General features: G+C 45.1%; 10 protein-coding genes. 5 read left to right on the forward strand and 5 right to left on the reverse strand.

Annotation, left to right across the window (positions count from 1 at the left end; all coding sequences use genetic code 11):
- The first annotated feature begins 215 nt into the window (after nt 1–215).
- Entirely contained in the window at nt 216–1,007 is a 792-nt protein-coding gene (locus tag V7R42_RS04355) for a DUF4019 domain-containing protein (RefSeq protein WP_334018990.1), read from the forward strand.
- Nucleotide 1,008: 1 nt separating this feature from the next.
- Here the strand turns inward: V7R42_RS04355 and V7R42_RS04360 are convergent, their stop codons facing one another.
- Nucleotides 1,009–2,406: a hypothetical protein gene (locus V7R42_RS04360; protein ID WP_334018991.1), complete on the reverse strand. Its 1,398-nt coding sequence runs from the start codon at nt 2,404–2,406 to the stop codon at nt 1,009–1,011.
- 521 nt (nt 2,407–2,927) lie between these two features.
- Between V7R42_RS04360 and V7R42_RS04365 the strand changes: the two genes are divergently transcribed.
- The 3 genes from V7R42_RS04365 (at nt 2,928) to ccoG (ending at nt 7,392) form a co-directional block, all read left to right on the forward strand.
- The gene (locus tag V7R42_RS04365) at nt 2,928–4,325 is read left to right on the forward strand and encodes a PhoH family protein (protein WP_334018992.1); all 1,398 of its coding nucleotides are present in this window, start codon (nt 2,928–2,930) and stop codon (nt 4,323–4,325) included.
- Nucleotides 4,326–4,418: 93 nt separating this feature from the next.
- Nucleotides 4,419–5,816, forward strand: a complete 1,398-nt coding sequence (locus V7R42_RS04370; protein WP_334018993.1) for an aminotransferase-like domain-containing protein — start codon at nt 4,419–4,421, stop codon at nt 5,814–5,816.
- Between the two features lie 202 nt (nt 5,817–6,018).
- Nucleotides 6,019–7,392, forward strand: coding sequence for a cytochrome c oxidase accessory protein CcoG (ccoG, locus tag V7R42_RS04375; protein ID WP_334018994.1), 1,374 nt, complete (start codon nt 6,019–6,021; stop codon nt 7,390–7,392).
- A 7-nt stretch (nt 7,393–7,399) separates the two neighbouring features.
- Here ccoG and V7R42_RS04380 read toward each other — a convergent pair whose 3' ends face one another.
- The 4 genes from V7R42_RS04380 to V7R42_RS04395 form a co-directional block, all read right to left on the reverse strand.
- A complete protein-coding gene (locus tag V7R42_RS04380; RefSeq protein ID WP_334018995.1) occupies nt 7,400–8,293 on the reverse strand; it encodes a hypothetical protein in 894 nt (297 codons plus the stop codon).
- A gap of 265 nt (nt 8,294–8,558) precedes the next feature.
- Nucleotides 8,559–10,115, reverse strand: coding sequence for a tryptophan halogenase family protein (locus V7R42_RS04385; protein ID WP_334018996.1), 1,557 nt, complete (start codon nt 10,113–10,115; stop codon nt 8,559–8,561).
- Between the two features lie 313 nt (nt 10,116–10,428).
- On the reverse strand, nt 10,429–11,811 hold the full coding sequence (cysG, locus tag V7R42_RS04390; protein ID WP_334018997.1) for a siroheme synthase CysG: 1,383 nt from the start codon (nt 11,809–11,811) through the stop codon (nt 10,429–10,431).
- Between the two features lie 129 nt (nt 11,812–11,940).
- Nucleotides 11,941–13,722 (reverse strand): DEAD/DEAH box helicase, encoded by a 1,782-nt coding sequence (locus V7R42_RS04395; RefSeq protein ID WP_334018998.1) that lies wholly within the window; start codon nt 13,720–13,722, stop codon nt 11,941–11,943.
- Between the two features lie 305 nt (nt 13,723–14,027).
- On the opposite strand from V7R42_RS04395, the gene prsT reads away from it, so the two are divergent.
- Nucleotides 14,028–16,802, forward strand: a complete 2,775-nt coding sequence (gene prsT / locus V7R42_RS04400; protein WP_334018999.1) for an XrtA/PEP-CTERM system TPR-repeat protein PrsT — start codon at nt 14,028–14,030, stop codon at nt 16,800–16,802.
- Nucleotides 16,803–16,847 lie beyond the last annotated feature (45 nt).

Here is a 16,847-nt window from a genome sequence, read left to right on the forward strand (position 1 = left end):
CTGCGTTAACAATACGATTAGCACTAGTAGGCCTTCTTTGCTTCACAACGAGAATGCTGGTAGCAAAAGAATTAGAACGTTAACGTGCCTATCAGGCTTGCTTTGTCACAGGGTTGGCGTAAAACTGTCGTATCACTGACCATGGATATTTCTTACTGTTAACCGCGTTACGTTTTTAACGTATGTGAAGCGCAGCTAACAGGAGGAAGCGCGAGATGGATATGAAAGTAGACAGTCAAAAGCTTATACAACTTCGCAATGCTAAGGCATGGAGTCAGCAGCATCTGGCAGATGTGTCTGGATTGAGTTTGCGTACTATTCAGCGAATTGAGAAAACACAATCTGCATCACACGATTCAATAGGCGCACTTGCTTCGGTTTTCGAAACGACGCCCGATGGACTTTTATTGGAGGAATCCTACGCCACCACAAGTCATGCCCAAAAGCAGCCAACTTCGCAAACTTCTACTGCGGGCGAGAATGCCACAGCTCATCATGCAATTAAACAGCAGCTTGACCAGCCAACGTCGTTGAATCCCCAACATGTTCTTTGGATCACGCTAGCGCTCGCCATCAGTTTATTTGTAGCTATTTATTATGCGCAAACGGTCAATGCGAACAATGGTAGCAACCAAGTAATTGAAGAAGGCAAGCCAGTTAATGTCAGTAGCGAAGTCCTTGAAGATGCAACAAGTTGGCTGGAACTTATCGACAGCGGTGAATATGAACAAAGCTGGAAAGAGAGTGGGGCTATTTTTAGAAGCGGTATTTCAATAGCTAAATGGACCGAGGCGATGCAGCTAGTCAGGGAGCCATTGGGGGTAGCCAAGTCGAGAGAAATTGCGTTAGCACAAGCGCCAACTTCACTGCCGGGATTGCCTAAAGGAAACTACCTGATTTTGTCGTTCACCACTGACTTTGATTCCCAGACCACAATGAAAGTAGAGACCCTTTCTATGGTGGAAGTTGATGGCGAATATAAAGCAATAGGCTACTTCATTAAGTAGCCTACTCAGGTAACTGGTACAAAGTTTCAATTCCTTGAATGGCTTTGAAAGCATCATCGCTCGTTGCATTGTTGATGGCTTTTATAAGTTCAGGTGCATTGTAGGGTTCTAACAAGGTTAAGAACGTCGCCGTGCCAGGCGGCATGCCACTATTCACTGCTTTTTGAAGTCGCTTCCATACGGTGAACAGCGACTCCTCACTTAACGTTTTTTGTTGCACCACGCTATCGATGGCGCGGTGCATTATCATCCCGCATGAATAATAAAGATTGAAGTGCCCGTTTTTATAAGCACGAGCCAGCGTAGTCTGTGTCAGCCCTTCAGTACAGCTCTCGAAAGCGCGGGTCATTCGGCTTTCAACATAGCTATTGGCGTCTTCGTAGAGGAAGTTCATGGCGATTGCCGCAAAGTAGTCGGCGTTGCCCTCGTGCAGCCAAGACTGCTCCTCGTTTTCTGATACACCTTCGGTACTGCCGGGCTGATATAAATGGGTGACTTCGTGAGCAAAGAACCAAAGTGTTTGGTTAACAAAGCTGCTGTTATCGGCCTGCTCATTTAAGTCTTGTCTGTTCCAATGCATAAATATCTGGTTAGGTAGTGTTCCGCCTTGTGTAGAGTGATCGTCTACGTTTGCGTAAGAGGCAAGTAACATGGGCTTTTCGCCCTTAAGCGGATTAAGAGAATGGGAGAAAAACGCCATCATGTTGGGTATATCTTCTTCTAACGAAGCTTTAATGCTTTCAGGAAGCCCGAGATCAATTAGAGCAACCACATCATCGGTAATAATTGGCTGTTGCTTACCCACATACACGACTCTTCCATCATTGTTATCTGTCCACGACACGCTGCTTTTCATTACTTTGCCATTCAACACAATGTGTTCATCACTGGGAACATTGAGTGTCAGGTGCCATTTATTATCTTCTTCAGTACAGGCATTAGCACAAGCAAACAGTCGCCCAGAGTGAAAGGCATTTCCACCATCAGAAAAAGGAGAAAATGGCGCATAATCTTTACCCAAATGTTTATAGGTGGGCGTCAGTAAAAATGACACGGTAGAGAGGGACTTGCCTGACTTCGAGCGCACAAGTTCTTGGTGTTTGGAGTTATCAAAGATGATTTCTATGTCGTTGTCTTGCGCGAACCAACGTGTTGTTCTTGATGTATCTGGGTTTCTAACAAAAGCCAGCTTTTTTGCTGGCGTAGTTAATGTGTAAGTGACTACCCATTTTCCAGACGTGTCAGCCGTGCTTTTCTCAACGTTGATTAGAATGGTAGAAGGGGAAGAATCATTGTGCGCTTGGCTATTCGCCCATGCAATTTCAACGTTAAAGCACGCTAGTAGCGCTAACGTCATGCTTATGGTCGTTTTTATTTTTGTGATGTTAAGCCAATTCATAGATGAGCTTTCCCTGAGTGTTATTAATTTAAACGCATCCACTTTATTGAGGTGTTGTGGCATTGGGTTAGCACCCGTGTTTAATTCACCGCTTTAACAAATACACCTTAGCCTATTTGGGTATTAAAAACGCAGTTAAAACTGCGCTAACTGTAGTTAAAGTGTGAGCATTTGTTACGACCAAGTATGCCAGTTTCTTGTTTAATGCAGAATGGGAGCGCTGTGCTATCTCATATAACGTGAAGGGACTGTTCGTCGCTTCTCACTTGCTCTAACGAAAAATAAAAAAGAAAAAACAGTGCTAAATCTCAAAAACTGGATTATGGTGGAATTAAGGGTTCGCTAATTTAACAGACGAACCTGTGAGGCAGAAAGAGTAGTACTGCTTCTCAGTCGACGCGAGTAGGGGAAGAAGTCCTGTTTCGAGCGGCATTCTCCTACAACCGTAACTGTAGCTTGTTAGCGCATGCGTTCATAAATGAACAATACGTCTAACCTGGCTTTATTTACCGGAGTGAAGGATGCCAAGAAAAAATTCTACCGATACTAAGATTTACGTCCTCGATACCAATATTCTGCTGCACGAACCTCACGCTTTTCTCTCCTTTAAAGAACACGACGTGGTTATTCCAATGACAGTATTGGAAGAGCTCGACTACATCAAAGACAGCAAAAAAGACGTGGCGCGTGATGCACGGGTATCCATTCGGGCTATGGAGGATTTACTCCACGACGCAACGCCAGAAGATATGCTTGCCGGTGTATCGATGGAAGGGTTAGGCGCGGGTCAAACGGCACCTACAGGTAGTCTATCTATATTTGCCGACCTTAATATGGTCGAAGCCCAGCAAGTCTTTACCAGCAATGAAAACGACAACCGTATTATTAACGTAGCGCTGCACTTGCAAAAGACGTTCGCGCCGCAAAAAGTGGTGTTGGTTACTAAAGATTTAAACATGCGCCTTAAGGCGAAAGGGGCAGGCCTCGCGCATGTTGAAGACTACCGCACCGACCAGTTAATTACTGATATCAAGTATCTATCTCGCGGTTTTCATATCTTTGAAGGTAATTTTTGGGACAGCGTAAAAAGCGTGGATAGCCGCAGCGAAGGGCGCGACACTATTCACACTATCCCCAAGTCTATGTTGCCAGAAGCGTATGTAAACGAGTTTTTGCTCGACGAAACTAAACAGTTTGCAGGTTTAGTAGAAGAGATCACCGACGACCATCTAGAGGTGTTGGATTTAGGTTACGAACGCTTAATGGGTCGTCACGCCTGGGGCATTACACCCAAAAATATAGGGCAGGCCATGGCGCTCCATGCGCTGCTAGACCCACACATTGATATGGTTATTCTCACAGGTCCTGCCGGTAGTGGTAAAACGCTACTAGCGCTCGCCGCTGCGCTTGAAATGGTGGTAGAGCGCAATATGTACGATAAGATCATTGTTACGCGAAGCACGCCGGAAATTGCTGAGTCGATTGGTTTTTTACCGGGAACGGAAGAAGAAAAAATGCTGCCGTGGTTGGCGGCCATTACCGACTCGCTTGAAGTGCTTCACAAGCATGACGAGAACACGAAAGGCTCGATGAATTACATCATGGAAAAAGCCAACATTCAGTATAAATCAGTTAACTTTATGCGGGGTAGAAGCATTCAAAATGCCATTGTGATTTTGGATGAGTCGCAGAACTTAACAGCATCACAGCTTAAAACGATCATCACACGCTGTGGTGAAGGAACTAAGCTAATAGTGGGCGGAAACTTAGCGCAGATTGACAGTAACTATCTGAGTGCAGTCACCTCTGGGCTTACTTATTTGGTTGAGAAATTTAAAGACTTCTCAGGCAGTGCCACTATCAACTTAGACGGTGTGGTAAGAAGCCGGCTAGCGAGTTTTGCAGAAGAGAACCTTTAACCGAAGATAACGCGTAAATTGGCAGTATTGTTTTTATAACAGAATACTTTCCTCACTGTTATACTCCGCTAGTGGGAACTATCGGAGTATAACGTGGCTAAATACGAAGTTTTAGCTCACCAGCTTAAAGAGCAGATTGAGCGCGGCGTGTGGGTAGAAAATGAAAAGCTCCCTTCGCTTCGCAAACAGGCAGCGCAAACAGGCTTCAGCCTAATGACAGTGCTGCACGCCTATCAGATGTTAGAAAGCCAAGGCATCGTCAGTTCCCAAGAACGTTCGGGCTTTCTGGTAACAGCTAAAGCGAGCAATGCCTCAAAGGAACGTGTACAGGCCACAGAAGCCGTCAGCGTCAACGACTTTGTGTATGAAGTACTACAGGCCTCTCGCGACCCTCACATGTTCAGTTTAGGGTTTGCTTACCCCGACCCAAGCCTTTATCCAAGGCAACATTTAAATAAGTCCATTGCAGCCGCCGCCCAGCAAATTTCGTTGACCAGCGCCATGGATAACTTGCCTCCAGGTAACCTTAACCTCAGAAAAATCATCGCTAAGCGCTACGCAGCCAAAGGCATGAATATCTCGCCTGATGAAATCATTATTACCGCGGGTGCATTGGAAGCGTTGAATTTAAGTTTGCAGGCGTGCACCACACCTGGAGATTGGGTGGTGGTAGAGTCGCCGGTGTTTTACGGAACACTGCAGGCGCTTCAACGTTTAGGTCTAAAAGCGATTACTGTAACGGTATCACCCAACACTGGCCTGGATGTAGCTGCACTTGAGCGCGCATTTAAAAATCATAATGTGAAAGCCTGCTGGCTTATGAGCAACTTTCAAAATCCTGTTGGATACTCATTGAGCGACGGCGAAAAGCAGCAGGTGGCCGCGTTACTCGAAAAGTACAATGTTGCCCTAATTGAAGATGATGTGTATGCCGAGCTTTATGCTGATAAGCGTCCACCTCTGCCAATTAAGCATTTTATGAAAGAGGGAGATAGCATGTTGTGTTCATCTTTTTCCAAATCTTTAGTGGCAGGGTACAGAATAGGGTGGATCGCCGCAGGTAAGCGTGCCCTTGAAATACAAAAACAGCAGCTTATGAGTACATTGGCAACCAGCGCACCGATACAGCTTGCACTTGTAGATTATCTATCAACAAAAAATTACGAGTCTCATTTAAAGCAGCTGCGAAAAAAACTCATCGCTCGTAAGAAGACGATAACGGCGCTGCTTACCGACCTTCTATCAGACGTTGCGACTATTCACACACATAGCGGTGGCTATTTTTTGTGGGTGGAATGCAGGGGGCATGTTGATGCAATGGCTATTTATAAAGAAGCGTTGCGTTTACACATCACCATTGCGCCTGGAAAGCTGTTTAGCTTAACCAATGAGTTTAACCATTGTTTTCGTTTAAACGCGTCGTTTACTCTGAATGAAGCGAAGCGCAATCAACTGCTTAAGCTTTCTTTATTTATAAAAAGTCTTTCATAAATAACGCGTTATAGTTATGAGTAACGCAAACGATGTTTTTCCACATGCTGTATAGGACGTAGGTTTGAAATAAAAAAACATACATCTTAAATATCTACGCCTTAAAAGTTGTAGCAACTGATCTATAAAGAAACCCCTAATCTGTTTCTATTTTAACGCCCTTAAATCCCTACCATTAGCGCAAAATTTTCGGAGAAAGCTAATGACGGCAGTTAAAATTCGGCAAGAAGACATCATTGCTTGTACACCCGTAGAAAGCAAAAAGATCTATATCCGTGAGGAAACCGGGCACTTTCAAAAAATACGCCGATACTTGAATGTAGTATTAGTGACGCTGTTTGTTGCATTACCTTTCATGCAATACCAAGAGCAGCAGGCGATTTTGTTTGACGTGGGTCGTCAAACCCTCACGCTTTTTGCATGGGTGTTGTATCCACAAGACCTCATGATTTTTGCTTTTCTGTTTATTCTTGCGGCTTTTGCTCTATTTTTAGTAACCCGTCATTACGGGCGAGTATGGTGTGGTTTTACATGTCCTCAAACCGTGTGGACTCTCGCTTTCAATTGGGTAGAGCGCCGTATTGAAGGTACGCATAATCAAAGTAAGGCATTAGATAAACAGCCTGGCTCGCTACATAAAGCCGCAGTGAAGTCGTTGAAACACTTCGCGTGGCTGGTATTAAGTATTATTACTGCGCTAGTTTTTATGTCCTATTTTTATCCTGCAACGCGTTTATATAAAGAGTTTTTTACTCTCTCTGCGCCGGCGTTAATTTCAGGCTGGACAATGTTCTTTGCTGTTTGTACTTATGCCAATGCCGGTTGGCTTCGAGAGAAAATGTGCACGCATATGTGCCCCTATTCTCGCTTTCAAGCGGCAATGTTTGATAACAGTACATCATTGGTCACTTACAACGAAACGAGAGGAGAAAGTCGCGGGCCAAGGAAGCGTTTTTCACAGCACAAATACTTAGGTGATTGTGTTGACTGTAGTCTATGCATTCAAGTGTGCCCAGCGGGCATTGATATACGTGAAGGAATTCAGTACGAGTGCATTAACTGTGGTTTATGTATTGATGCGTGCGACAAGGTCATGGCCAAATTTGGCTATCCACTCAAACTGATTAATTTTGCACGAGCCGGCAGAAACTCTGGCCGTAAATTCACCAATTACCTATATGGCACTGCAATCATAGCCATACTGCTTGCAATGGGCGAATGGGCTATAAACAGGCAGGACTTCGAGGCATCAATTAGCCGTGACCGTAGCGCGCTTTATAGAGAGAACAACGCGGGTCACATTGAAAACACCTACACGCTCACAATTTTAAATAAATCTCGTATCGCAAAAACCTATGAAATTACTATTGATTCGCCTTCAGATATGCAGCTGATCAACGTGCCAACTATAGATGTAGCACCGGGCGAAAAGCGAAACGTGCCGTTTTCAGTTGAAGCACAATCGCCAATGTATCATGTCATGCAGTCTGTTCGCTTTGTTATTGCCGATAAATCTACTGACAATGTTATTGGCAGTGAAGTGATGTTTTATTCAGGGGAAGCAAAACAAATGTAGATGACATTTACTCTACTACTTCTATTTGATAGCGCCCGGTAACAATATAGCGCTCGGTACTTTCAGAGACCTCTCCGAAAGGAATGAGTGCGGGGCCGGTTGGATCGTAGAGTACGTAAGTGCTACTGTCGTACTCTACGGTTCTGTCATCAGCCTTTGGAGTTAATGCAATTCCAAGCAAGGCGTGGTTGGGCAGGTAAAGCACTATCATCTTCGTATTGGGTAAAAAAGCTCTTACCATTGAAGACGCTAACACTGCTTTACTGTCACAGTCCCCTAGGTTCTGCATAAGCACACTTATGGGCGGCGCATAACCAGAGCCATTACTCACTACTCTATCTTCTAACGTGTCGTAAGGGATGCTTTGCAGCCAACTGAGAATTAAAGAAAAATAGGCTCTTGAATCTGACTCAGACGCGACTTTCTCGTAAAACGCTTGAGAAACGGACACCAAAGGTTTTACTGACTCAGAGATGTAACGCAGGTGATCTGGCTTTATGGCACTTTGGTTAAATATGGTCGTAAAGCGAGTGAAGTAATGTTCATGCAAGTAGCTATCGTAAGCGTTTTGCTGTACTTCACGTAGATGCGCTTGAACGTCTTCTATTTTCTCCTCGTTAGTCCCAGACACGTTAATATTAATGGCTTCTCTCATGGGCTTGATTGTTACTTTTGCGTCCTTGGGATCGATAGCCTTTGCTGCTTTAGTCAACGCAACTGTCACGTGTCGTTGTGCTATTTGGGGCTTGTAATTTGCCTGCCTGAGCGGCAGGTTTTTAATCGATTCGAACGGAATTTCAAACGTGAGGTCATGGCGCTGTTGTTCACCATCTATCCATTCATAATAGAACTGCATACCAGTGTCTGTTTTTGTTCTTTTGAACGCGACTTGTTCAGACATTGCGTAATGAACGTTACCAACCATAAAAAACGTGGCAAAACCAAGGTATCGTGTCACCTTACTAAGAAAGCGCCAAATGTCCTTTTTCTTCGAGTTGGTGTAAAGGTTCATTGAGATTGTCAGATTATTGCAACAATTAGTTACTCATGTCGTGAGTATGCGCGTCATAATGAAAAAAACAAGGTAAAGTCTAATTTGAAGGCCCTGCCAAACAAAGTTGTCAGCACATAACATTAACAGAGGTAAGAGAGAGTCAACGACGCATTTAAGTACCTTGGGAGTGCGCTATTTGATTCAAAAACTGTCGATTAGTGGGTAAGCCACTGAGTTGTTGCTGAATATCTTGTACATGTTTTGCGTAGGCCTGGCGCTGTTTAGGCGTATGTAAGTTCGCTTGATAGATATCATTGTACTGCGACTTAAAGCCCATTCCGTATAAAACAAACGAATAGCTTGCCGCGGGAAATAGCTCTTCACGAAGTTCAAAATCAGATGAGATAGGGCTTCTGCTTTTCCACAGGGTTAACCAATCTTTTAGCTGGGTAGAACAGCTATCCAGGCTTCGCATGTCACGCCAGTAAGCAGAAGCTTCACGCTCACTCAACACATAATGAAGCTTTAAGAAGTCGACTATTCTTTCCCATTTTTTGCCGAAGGCCTGATTAAACTGTCGACCCACCGCTTTACACTCTTGGTATGTTCTAGGCAACTGTTTCGCTATATGTGTGGCTGATAATTCAATCATGACAAGCGCCGACGCTTCCAAAGGTTCCAGAAAACCTGCGGATGTGCCAATGGCGACACAATTCTCTACCCACAGCGTTTTGCGGTAACTCGGTGAGAATGTAATCTTTCTCGCTTTGCTAACATCCACATCAGCGGTTTTTTGGTCGTGCTTTAAGTAGGTCTCCAGTGTTGCTCTTGCTTCATCTTCACCGCAATGCGCTGAGCTATACACATATCCGACGCCTTTTCGTGAAGACAAACCAATGTCCCAAATCCAGCCATTATCTTGGGCTGTAGAATGCGTAGTAGAGGCAATATCAACGGCGCTGTCAACGTAGGGAGCTTGGATTGCGATAGCACTATCGTTAGCCAGTACGTTGGAGCAAGACATCAAAGGGATACCGTAATGTTGACCAATTAACCTTGCCGCAAAGCCTGTACAATCTATGAAGAGATCACCAGCAATATGGCCGTGTTCACGACCTACAATTGCTGTCATGGGGGTTTCTGGTGAGCCAACCACATCATCAATATGATCGACAATATGTTGAACACCTAAAACCGATTTAGCATGTTTTTGAAGTAGGGTTGCAAACTTGTTTGCGTCAAGGTGATAACCGTAGTTAGCTATGCCTGCATACGCAGGTGTTTGACGCTGTTTAGGCGCTAAGTGGTGGTCACATAGTGCGGGCTGGGAGCACACAGCGTGCGCAAAATCTTGTTCTGCTGCAAAGCCTTGCCACCACGCCGCGACATCGCTTTCAAAATACCTAAAAGGTAAACTAAAAGGGTGGTAGTACTGATGCTCAACGGTGTCTGAGCGCCAATTGTGAAAACTGGTACCTTGCTTAAAGGACGCATTACATTGGGCTAAAAAGGTTTCTTCACTGATACCAATTTTAAGAAGTGTACTGCGCATGGTAGGCCACGTTCCTTCGCCTACACCCAATATGTTGACATCTGGCGATTCAACCAATATGACACTGATATTGTCATCGTGCTTGTGCGTAGCTGCGATTACTGACGCGGTTAACCAGCCAGCGGCACCACCACCAACAACAACGATACGACGAATGGGGCTGTTCGCTTGATGCATATTTTCCCAAAACCTACTTTATGAAAACAGAATGTTAATTATTTTGTTTTTTTAAATGTATATTAAATGAAGCTTAAATGTAAGGGGAAACGTTTACATAATTAGTCGGTATTCAGGAAATAACGCAATTAACTACGAGTGCAGGCAGCGTTGGTTACTGCCAATAATACAGAGCAAAATTACTGGGGCAGAAGTTGGTAGCAGGTTTGGAAATTGGCGGCAGAGCAATATTGAATTGGTAAGTAAAAGCCGATGTTCTAAAGCGGAAAGCTGGTACAGAGCCCCTTTATTTACACAAAGGGGCAGGAAGGGATTATTGGTACCAGTTTAGTTCGTCACGTAAACTAACAACTGAACCGACGATAATAAGTGTAGGAGGCTGTAATTGCGCCTCTTCTTGCTTAGCCACAATATCACTCAGTGTGCCTGTTAGTACCGCCTGCTCTTCGGTCGTCGCCGATTGAACTAAAGCGATAGGGGTATTGGCATCAAGACCGTGTTCAATGAGCTTTTCGCAGATAATAGGCAAGCCTGTTAAACCCATATAAAACACAGCGGTTTGATTCTTCTGTGCAAGGGCTGGCCAGTTAAGGTCGATAGTGCCATTTTTTAAGTGACCGGTGGCAAACACCACTGATTGTGCGTGGTCGCGATGAGTAAGCGGAATGCCTGCATAGCTTGACGCTCCGCTTGCTGCGGTAATACCTGGAACCACTTGAAACTCAATGCCGTGCTGAATAAGGGTTTGAATTTCTTCTCCACCACGGCCGAAGATGAACGGATCACCGCCTTTTAAACGCACCACGCGATTGCCTTTTTTAGCTTCATCAACCATTAATTGGTTGATGTCGTCTTGAGGAAGCGTGTGATTGCTTTTGGCCTTACCCACGTAGATTTTCTCAGCGTCACGGCGTACAAGCTCAAGAATTTGTGGCGATACCAAACGGTCGTACACTACCACATCGGCCTTTTGCATTAGGCGCAACGCCCTGAAAGTAAGTAGATCAGGGTCGCCTGGGCCAGCACCCACCAAATACACTTGGCCTTCCACTTTTTTGTTTTGAGCAGCAGCGTGTAATGCTAAGTTAAACGCTTCATCAGCTTTTTGGTCTTGACCCTTTTCAACCATTTCTGCAATGTCGCCGTCAAGTACGTCTTCCCAGAAGTAGCGTCTGGCGGTTACACCGTTAAGCGTTCGCTTAACTTTTTCGCGGAATTTTTCAGAAAATGCCCCAAGGCGGCTTAAGTTTGCGGGCAGCACCGTTTCTAACTTTTGACGTAAATAACGAAGCAAAACAGGCGCTACACCACCACTACTCATAGCAATAACAATGGGAGAGCGGTCAACGATAGAGGGGGTGATGAATTGGCAAAGCGGCGTATTATCCACCACGTTGACCAACACCTTGTTAGCGCGCGCTAAGTCGTGAATATGTTGATTAACATCGCCTTTGTCGGTGGCAATGAAAACCATATCTTTATGGGTGAGATCACTATTTTCAAACGCCCGCTCTACGAGAGTCACTTTATCACTTAGTGCCAACTGCTTTACCGTATCGCAAACCCAAGGCGCCACTATGGTAATGGTCGCAGGTGTCTTCATAATAAGCTCTAGCTTACGGGCTGCCACTTCACCAGCCCCAACAATTAGGACATCGAGCTTTCTGGCATCTAGGAATAACGGAAAGTAATCCATAAAGGTTTTCTTAGCTTCATATACAAAAAAAGAACTGACACTATTTTGCGCCAATTCTTTTTAATTAGAAAACAACGAAAACAGCCTTTATATTTCTATTAGTTATATAAAGGCTGAATATATTGCTATTTAGTTCTTACGCTTACGGTCTCCGCGATTTGGGCGGTCTTCACGATTGCCGCGAGGCGCTTTGTCACCACGGTTACCGCGATCGCCACGACCTTTAGCAGGTGGCGTATCTGACCATTCGCGGATATTTAAACGCTGGCCAGCAACACGGGTGCCCTGTAGCGTATCGCGCGTTTCCTTAGGCATGCCTTCTGGAAGGTCAACCGTACTGAAATTGTCATAAATTTCGATAGCGCCAATGTGCTTCGAGTTTATGTTTGCTTCATTAGCAATTGCGCCAACGATGTTGCCAGGCTTCGCACCATGAACGTGACCTACCTCAATGCGGAAGCGCTGCATACCTTCTTCAGGCTTGCGGTTTCCACGAGGTACTCTCGGCTTTCTCTCACGGCCATCACGATCACGAGAGTTTCTCTCACGATTGTCGCGCTGAGGCTTGCTATTAATATCTGGACGATCTGATTCTTTAAGAATTAACGGCTCGTCACCTTGCGCAATTTTAAGCAGTGCTGCCATCAATACTTCAGGAGACGCTTCGTTTTCTTCTTTAATCATCTCAACAATAGGCATTAATGATTCAATGCTATCGTCTTGGGTTGCTTCAGCAACTGACTGTTTGAAGCGGCTTAAACGGGTTTCATTAATTTCGCTAATTGAAGGAATTGGCATTGCTTCAATAGGCTGCTTAGTGGTTTTCTCGATAGAGAACAACAAGCGCTTTTCACGGTGAGAAATAAACAGGATTGCGTCACCTTGGCGTCCTGCACGACCAGTACGACCAATACGGTGAACGTAGGATTCGCTGTCGTACGGGATATCGTAGTTGATAACGTGACTTACACGCTCAACATCAAGACCACGGGCTACAACGTCGGTAGCAACAAGGATATCAATTTTACCCTGTTTAAGTTTTTCAACAGTACGCTCACGCGCTGCCTGAGGAATATCACCGTTTAGCGGTTCTACATCGTAACCACGAGCAGAAAGTTTATCTGCTAGTTCAACCGTAGCAGTTTTCGTACGTACGAAAATGATCATACCGTCGAACACTTCCACTTCCATGATACGGGTTAACGCTTCAAGCTTATGATGGGGTGCTATTTGACAATAACGCTGGCGGATAGTGCTAGCCGTACTGACCTTAGACGCAATTTTAACGTGCTTAGGGTCTTTCAAGTAACGCTGCGTAATCTTCTTGATTGGGCCTGGCATCGTTGCCGAGAACAGCGCGGTTTGGCGCTCTTCTGGTGCATGGCTAAGAATAAGTTCAACGTCATCGATAAAGCCCATACGAAGCATTTCGTCAGCTTCGTCTAGCACTAAGAACTTAAGTTCACTTAGGTCTAATGTCTTGCGCTTGATATGGTCGATGATACGGCCAGGTGTGCCTACAACAACCTGAACGCCGCGCTTAAGCTGGCGAATTTGGTTGTCATACGATTGACCGCCGTATACGGGAAGTACTTTAATTTTTTGACTAAAGCTCGCATAAACCTGAAACGCCTCGGCAACCTGAATAGCTAGTTCACGGGTTGGGGCCAATACCAGTAATTGCGGCTTACGTTGCTCAGGATCGATATTTGCCAACATGGGCAGGGCAAACGCAGCGGTTTTTCCTGTCCCTGTCTGTGCCTGACCGAGTAAATCGTGCCCTTCAAGTAAAAGAGGAATACTCTCAGCTTGAATAGGAGACGGTTTCTCGTAGCCAACTTTTTCAAGGGCTTGTAAGATAGGTTCTGGTAAATTGAGGTCTTTAAATGTCATGTCGACAGTTGTGGTCATTAAGGATCCTGGTGCATTAAGTAAGGAGGGTGCGGCATACGATTAAACCGTACTTTTTCGGTTTAGTATCGCAAGACGCTATACAGCGATGAACTGGCCTTTCAGGCGAGTTTATGAAGCGTATTCGTAGCGTATTTCGCGATATGCTTGCCAGCAGTGTTGCAAAAAACCGTATTATATTCGAATAATGGCAAGGTTGCCACGAAATTGCACAATTTCGATGAAATAATAGACAATGCACTAGGCGCTATTTTCAATATGTAGCGATGTGCCAATAAAAAGTTGAGATAGGGCAAGGAATTAGAATGACAAAGAAGAATCCCAACACATTACTTAAACGCACAACGTTAGCGGTAATGCTGACCAGTGCGCTTTTATCTGGATGTAGTGAAAAATCAATGGAAAGCCATTTGGCGGATGCAAGGAGCTACGCCTCTTCTCAACAATTTGATACTGCCATTGTTGAATACAAGAATGCTATTCAAAAAGCGCCCGATGCTGCAGCACCGCGCTTTGAACTTGGCAAGATATACTTGCAGCAAAGCAATTTTTCAGCTGCCGAAAAAGAACTCAATAGAGCTATGGAGCTGGGGCACCCTGCTAGTGAAGTTATTCCTCTTTTGTCGGTAGCTTACCAGCAGTCAGGGGCAGAAAATGCGCTTGCCGAGGTAGAATATCGCGCAGAAGGCATGACGGCCGTCGAGTCAGCTGAAGTGGGGTTTTATAAGCTTCAGGCACTAATGCAGTTAGGCAAAAACGAAGAAGCGCAAACCCTATTGGCAGATTTGTCCACTCTGGATACTCGATCTGTCTATAAAGGCCTCATAGACAGTTACGCCTTCGTTTTAGATAATGATATCGATGGAGCGCTAGCTGCCACAGAGAAATTGCGAGAACAAGCGCCCACCAACAAGGACGTATTACAACAACTAGCGAAAATATACCTCCAAAAAGGCGAACCAGAAAAAGCCGCAGAGGTTTACGGCGTCTATGTTAGTCAGTTCCCTAACGACATAACCAGTAAGTTTGCTTATGCCGCGCTACTTATTGAGGTAAGAGAGCTCGAAAAAGCGGAACCTATTGTAGATGATTTGTTGACCTTAAACGAAAAGCACCCATTGCTTAATACCTTTAAAGGCATTATTGAGTCGGCCAATGAAAATTACGCAAAAGCGCTAGAACACTTAGAAATTGCGGTTCAAAACGGAAGAAGTGATCAGGTTGTGCGACTGGTTGCCGGTTTCAGTGCATATCAAATACAGGATTTTGAAGCGGCACAGCGCCATCTGACGATGGTTGCTTCTAACCTTCCCGACAATCACCCTGGCCTTCGTATGCTGGCAGACAGCATGTTGCAGCTTGGCGAGAATGATGAGGCGCTTGAAGTCTTGGCTAGAGTAAAAGGCGATCAGGGTACAGATGCCGCGTTATTCTCGAAAGCCAGTTATCAATTATTGAAAGACGGCAACGTGGTCGGTGCTCAGCAGATGGTAGAGAAGTCTGAAGCGGTAAGTACCACGGCCGAAGACTTATCTCGTTTAGGCGTTTTGCAGCTATCACTGAATGATATCGACGGCTTAGTCAACCTTGAACAAGCCGTTGAAAAGTCACCAGAGTCAGTAACATCACAAGCAACGTTACTTCGCGCCTACGTTGCTACTAATCAACTTGAAAAAGCAAAAGGTGCGGCGAAAGAATGGCTCGAACAGTCTCCGGAAACGGCTGCACCGCTCATTTACTTAGGTAATATTGCGACGGCAGAGGGCGCTTACCAAGAGGCAGCTCAATACCTTGATAAAGCCAGTGAGTTAAAAGGTGCAGAGAAAGAGGTGTTTTATTCTCGTGCTAAATTGCTGGTAGCAGAAGGCAAAAAAGACAACGCGATTTCTTTTATTCGCGCGTTCATTGATAAAAATCCTACCGATCTTCAGGCGCTAGCATTGTGGTTTGCCCTTTCCACTGAAACGGGGAACGCAGAGCAAGTTATTAACCATACACAGGCACAGTTTAATGCGAACAAGGATAATTTAAACCTACGCCTTTTACTGGCAAGAATGTATTCGCTGAATCGTCAGGTCGATAAAACGGTTTCGCTTTTGTCTGATGTACAAGGAAATGAAGCGTCACCACAAGCGTTTTGGAACTTGAAGGGGCAAGCGCTCATCGCCACCAACAATGTGAAAGACGCAACAGCGTTCTTCGATCGTTGGCTATCTTTTTATCCGCAAGATAAAAATGCGGTACTGGGTAAGTTGTTAATTGTCGACTCTCAAAAGCAATTTGAACAGGGGTTGACACTTGCAGATAAGGTGTTGGCTAAACGCCCCGACCCGCAGTTAACGTTATTAAAAGCTTACTTTCACAGCCGACTTGGTCAGGCCAAGCCCGCGTGGGATATCATCAGTAATGCGTCCGAAGATGTTAAGGCTCTGCCTTTCGTTAGAGGTGTGATGGCGCGCTTGCACCTTATTGATAAAGCACCTGAACAAGCTGTAGCGCATGCCAAAGCGGCCTACGAAGCTACATCTAACTCAGACAATGCCTTATTGGTCATTGCGGCGCTGGAAATGTCGGGTAAAAAAGAGCAGGCGTACGAGTTCCTCGAAAAACACGTTCAGTCAAATAGCGACGATATCCCGAGCGCAATGCTGCTAGCCGAGCGTCAAATCGGCAGTGACAGAGCGGCAGCCATTAAAACCTATGAGCAGGTGTTATCTAAAACACCAAATAACTTTGTTGTACTAAATAACTTAGCGTATCTGGCATTTGAAGATGAAAATCTTACGCGAGCCGAAACACTCGCCAAAAAAGCGGTATCGCTTCAACGTGAGAGTGCCGATGCAGCAGATACTCTAGCGCAAGTTTATATCGCAAAAGGCGATAAAGCCGCAGCACTCAAACTTTACGAGGAAGTCTCCGCTCGCCCCATTGCAAACGACAACGTGTATTTAAACTATATGCGTTTATTGCTTGAACTTGATAAAAAGGCGCTAGCCTCGCGCAAGCTGGCAAGTCGAGAGTTTAAATCTGAAGCGGCGAAACAAAGGGCTGAGTCACTTAAACAGCAGTACGGACTTTAGCTACGTTGGGTTTCCCCATTTTTTGTCTACGCAGCATACTCTGAC

This window comes from Alteromonas sp. S015 (assembly GCF_036864485.1).
GTDB lineage: Bacteria > Pseudomonadota > Gammaproteobacteria > Enterobacterales > Alteromonadaceae > Alteromonas.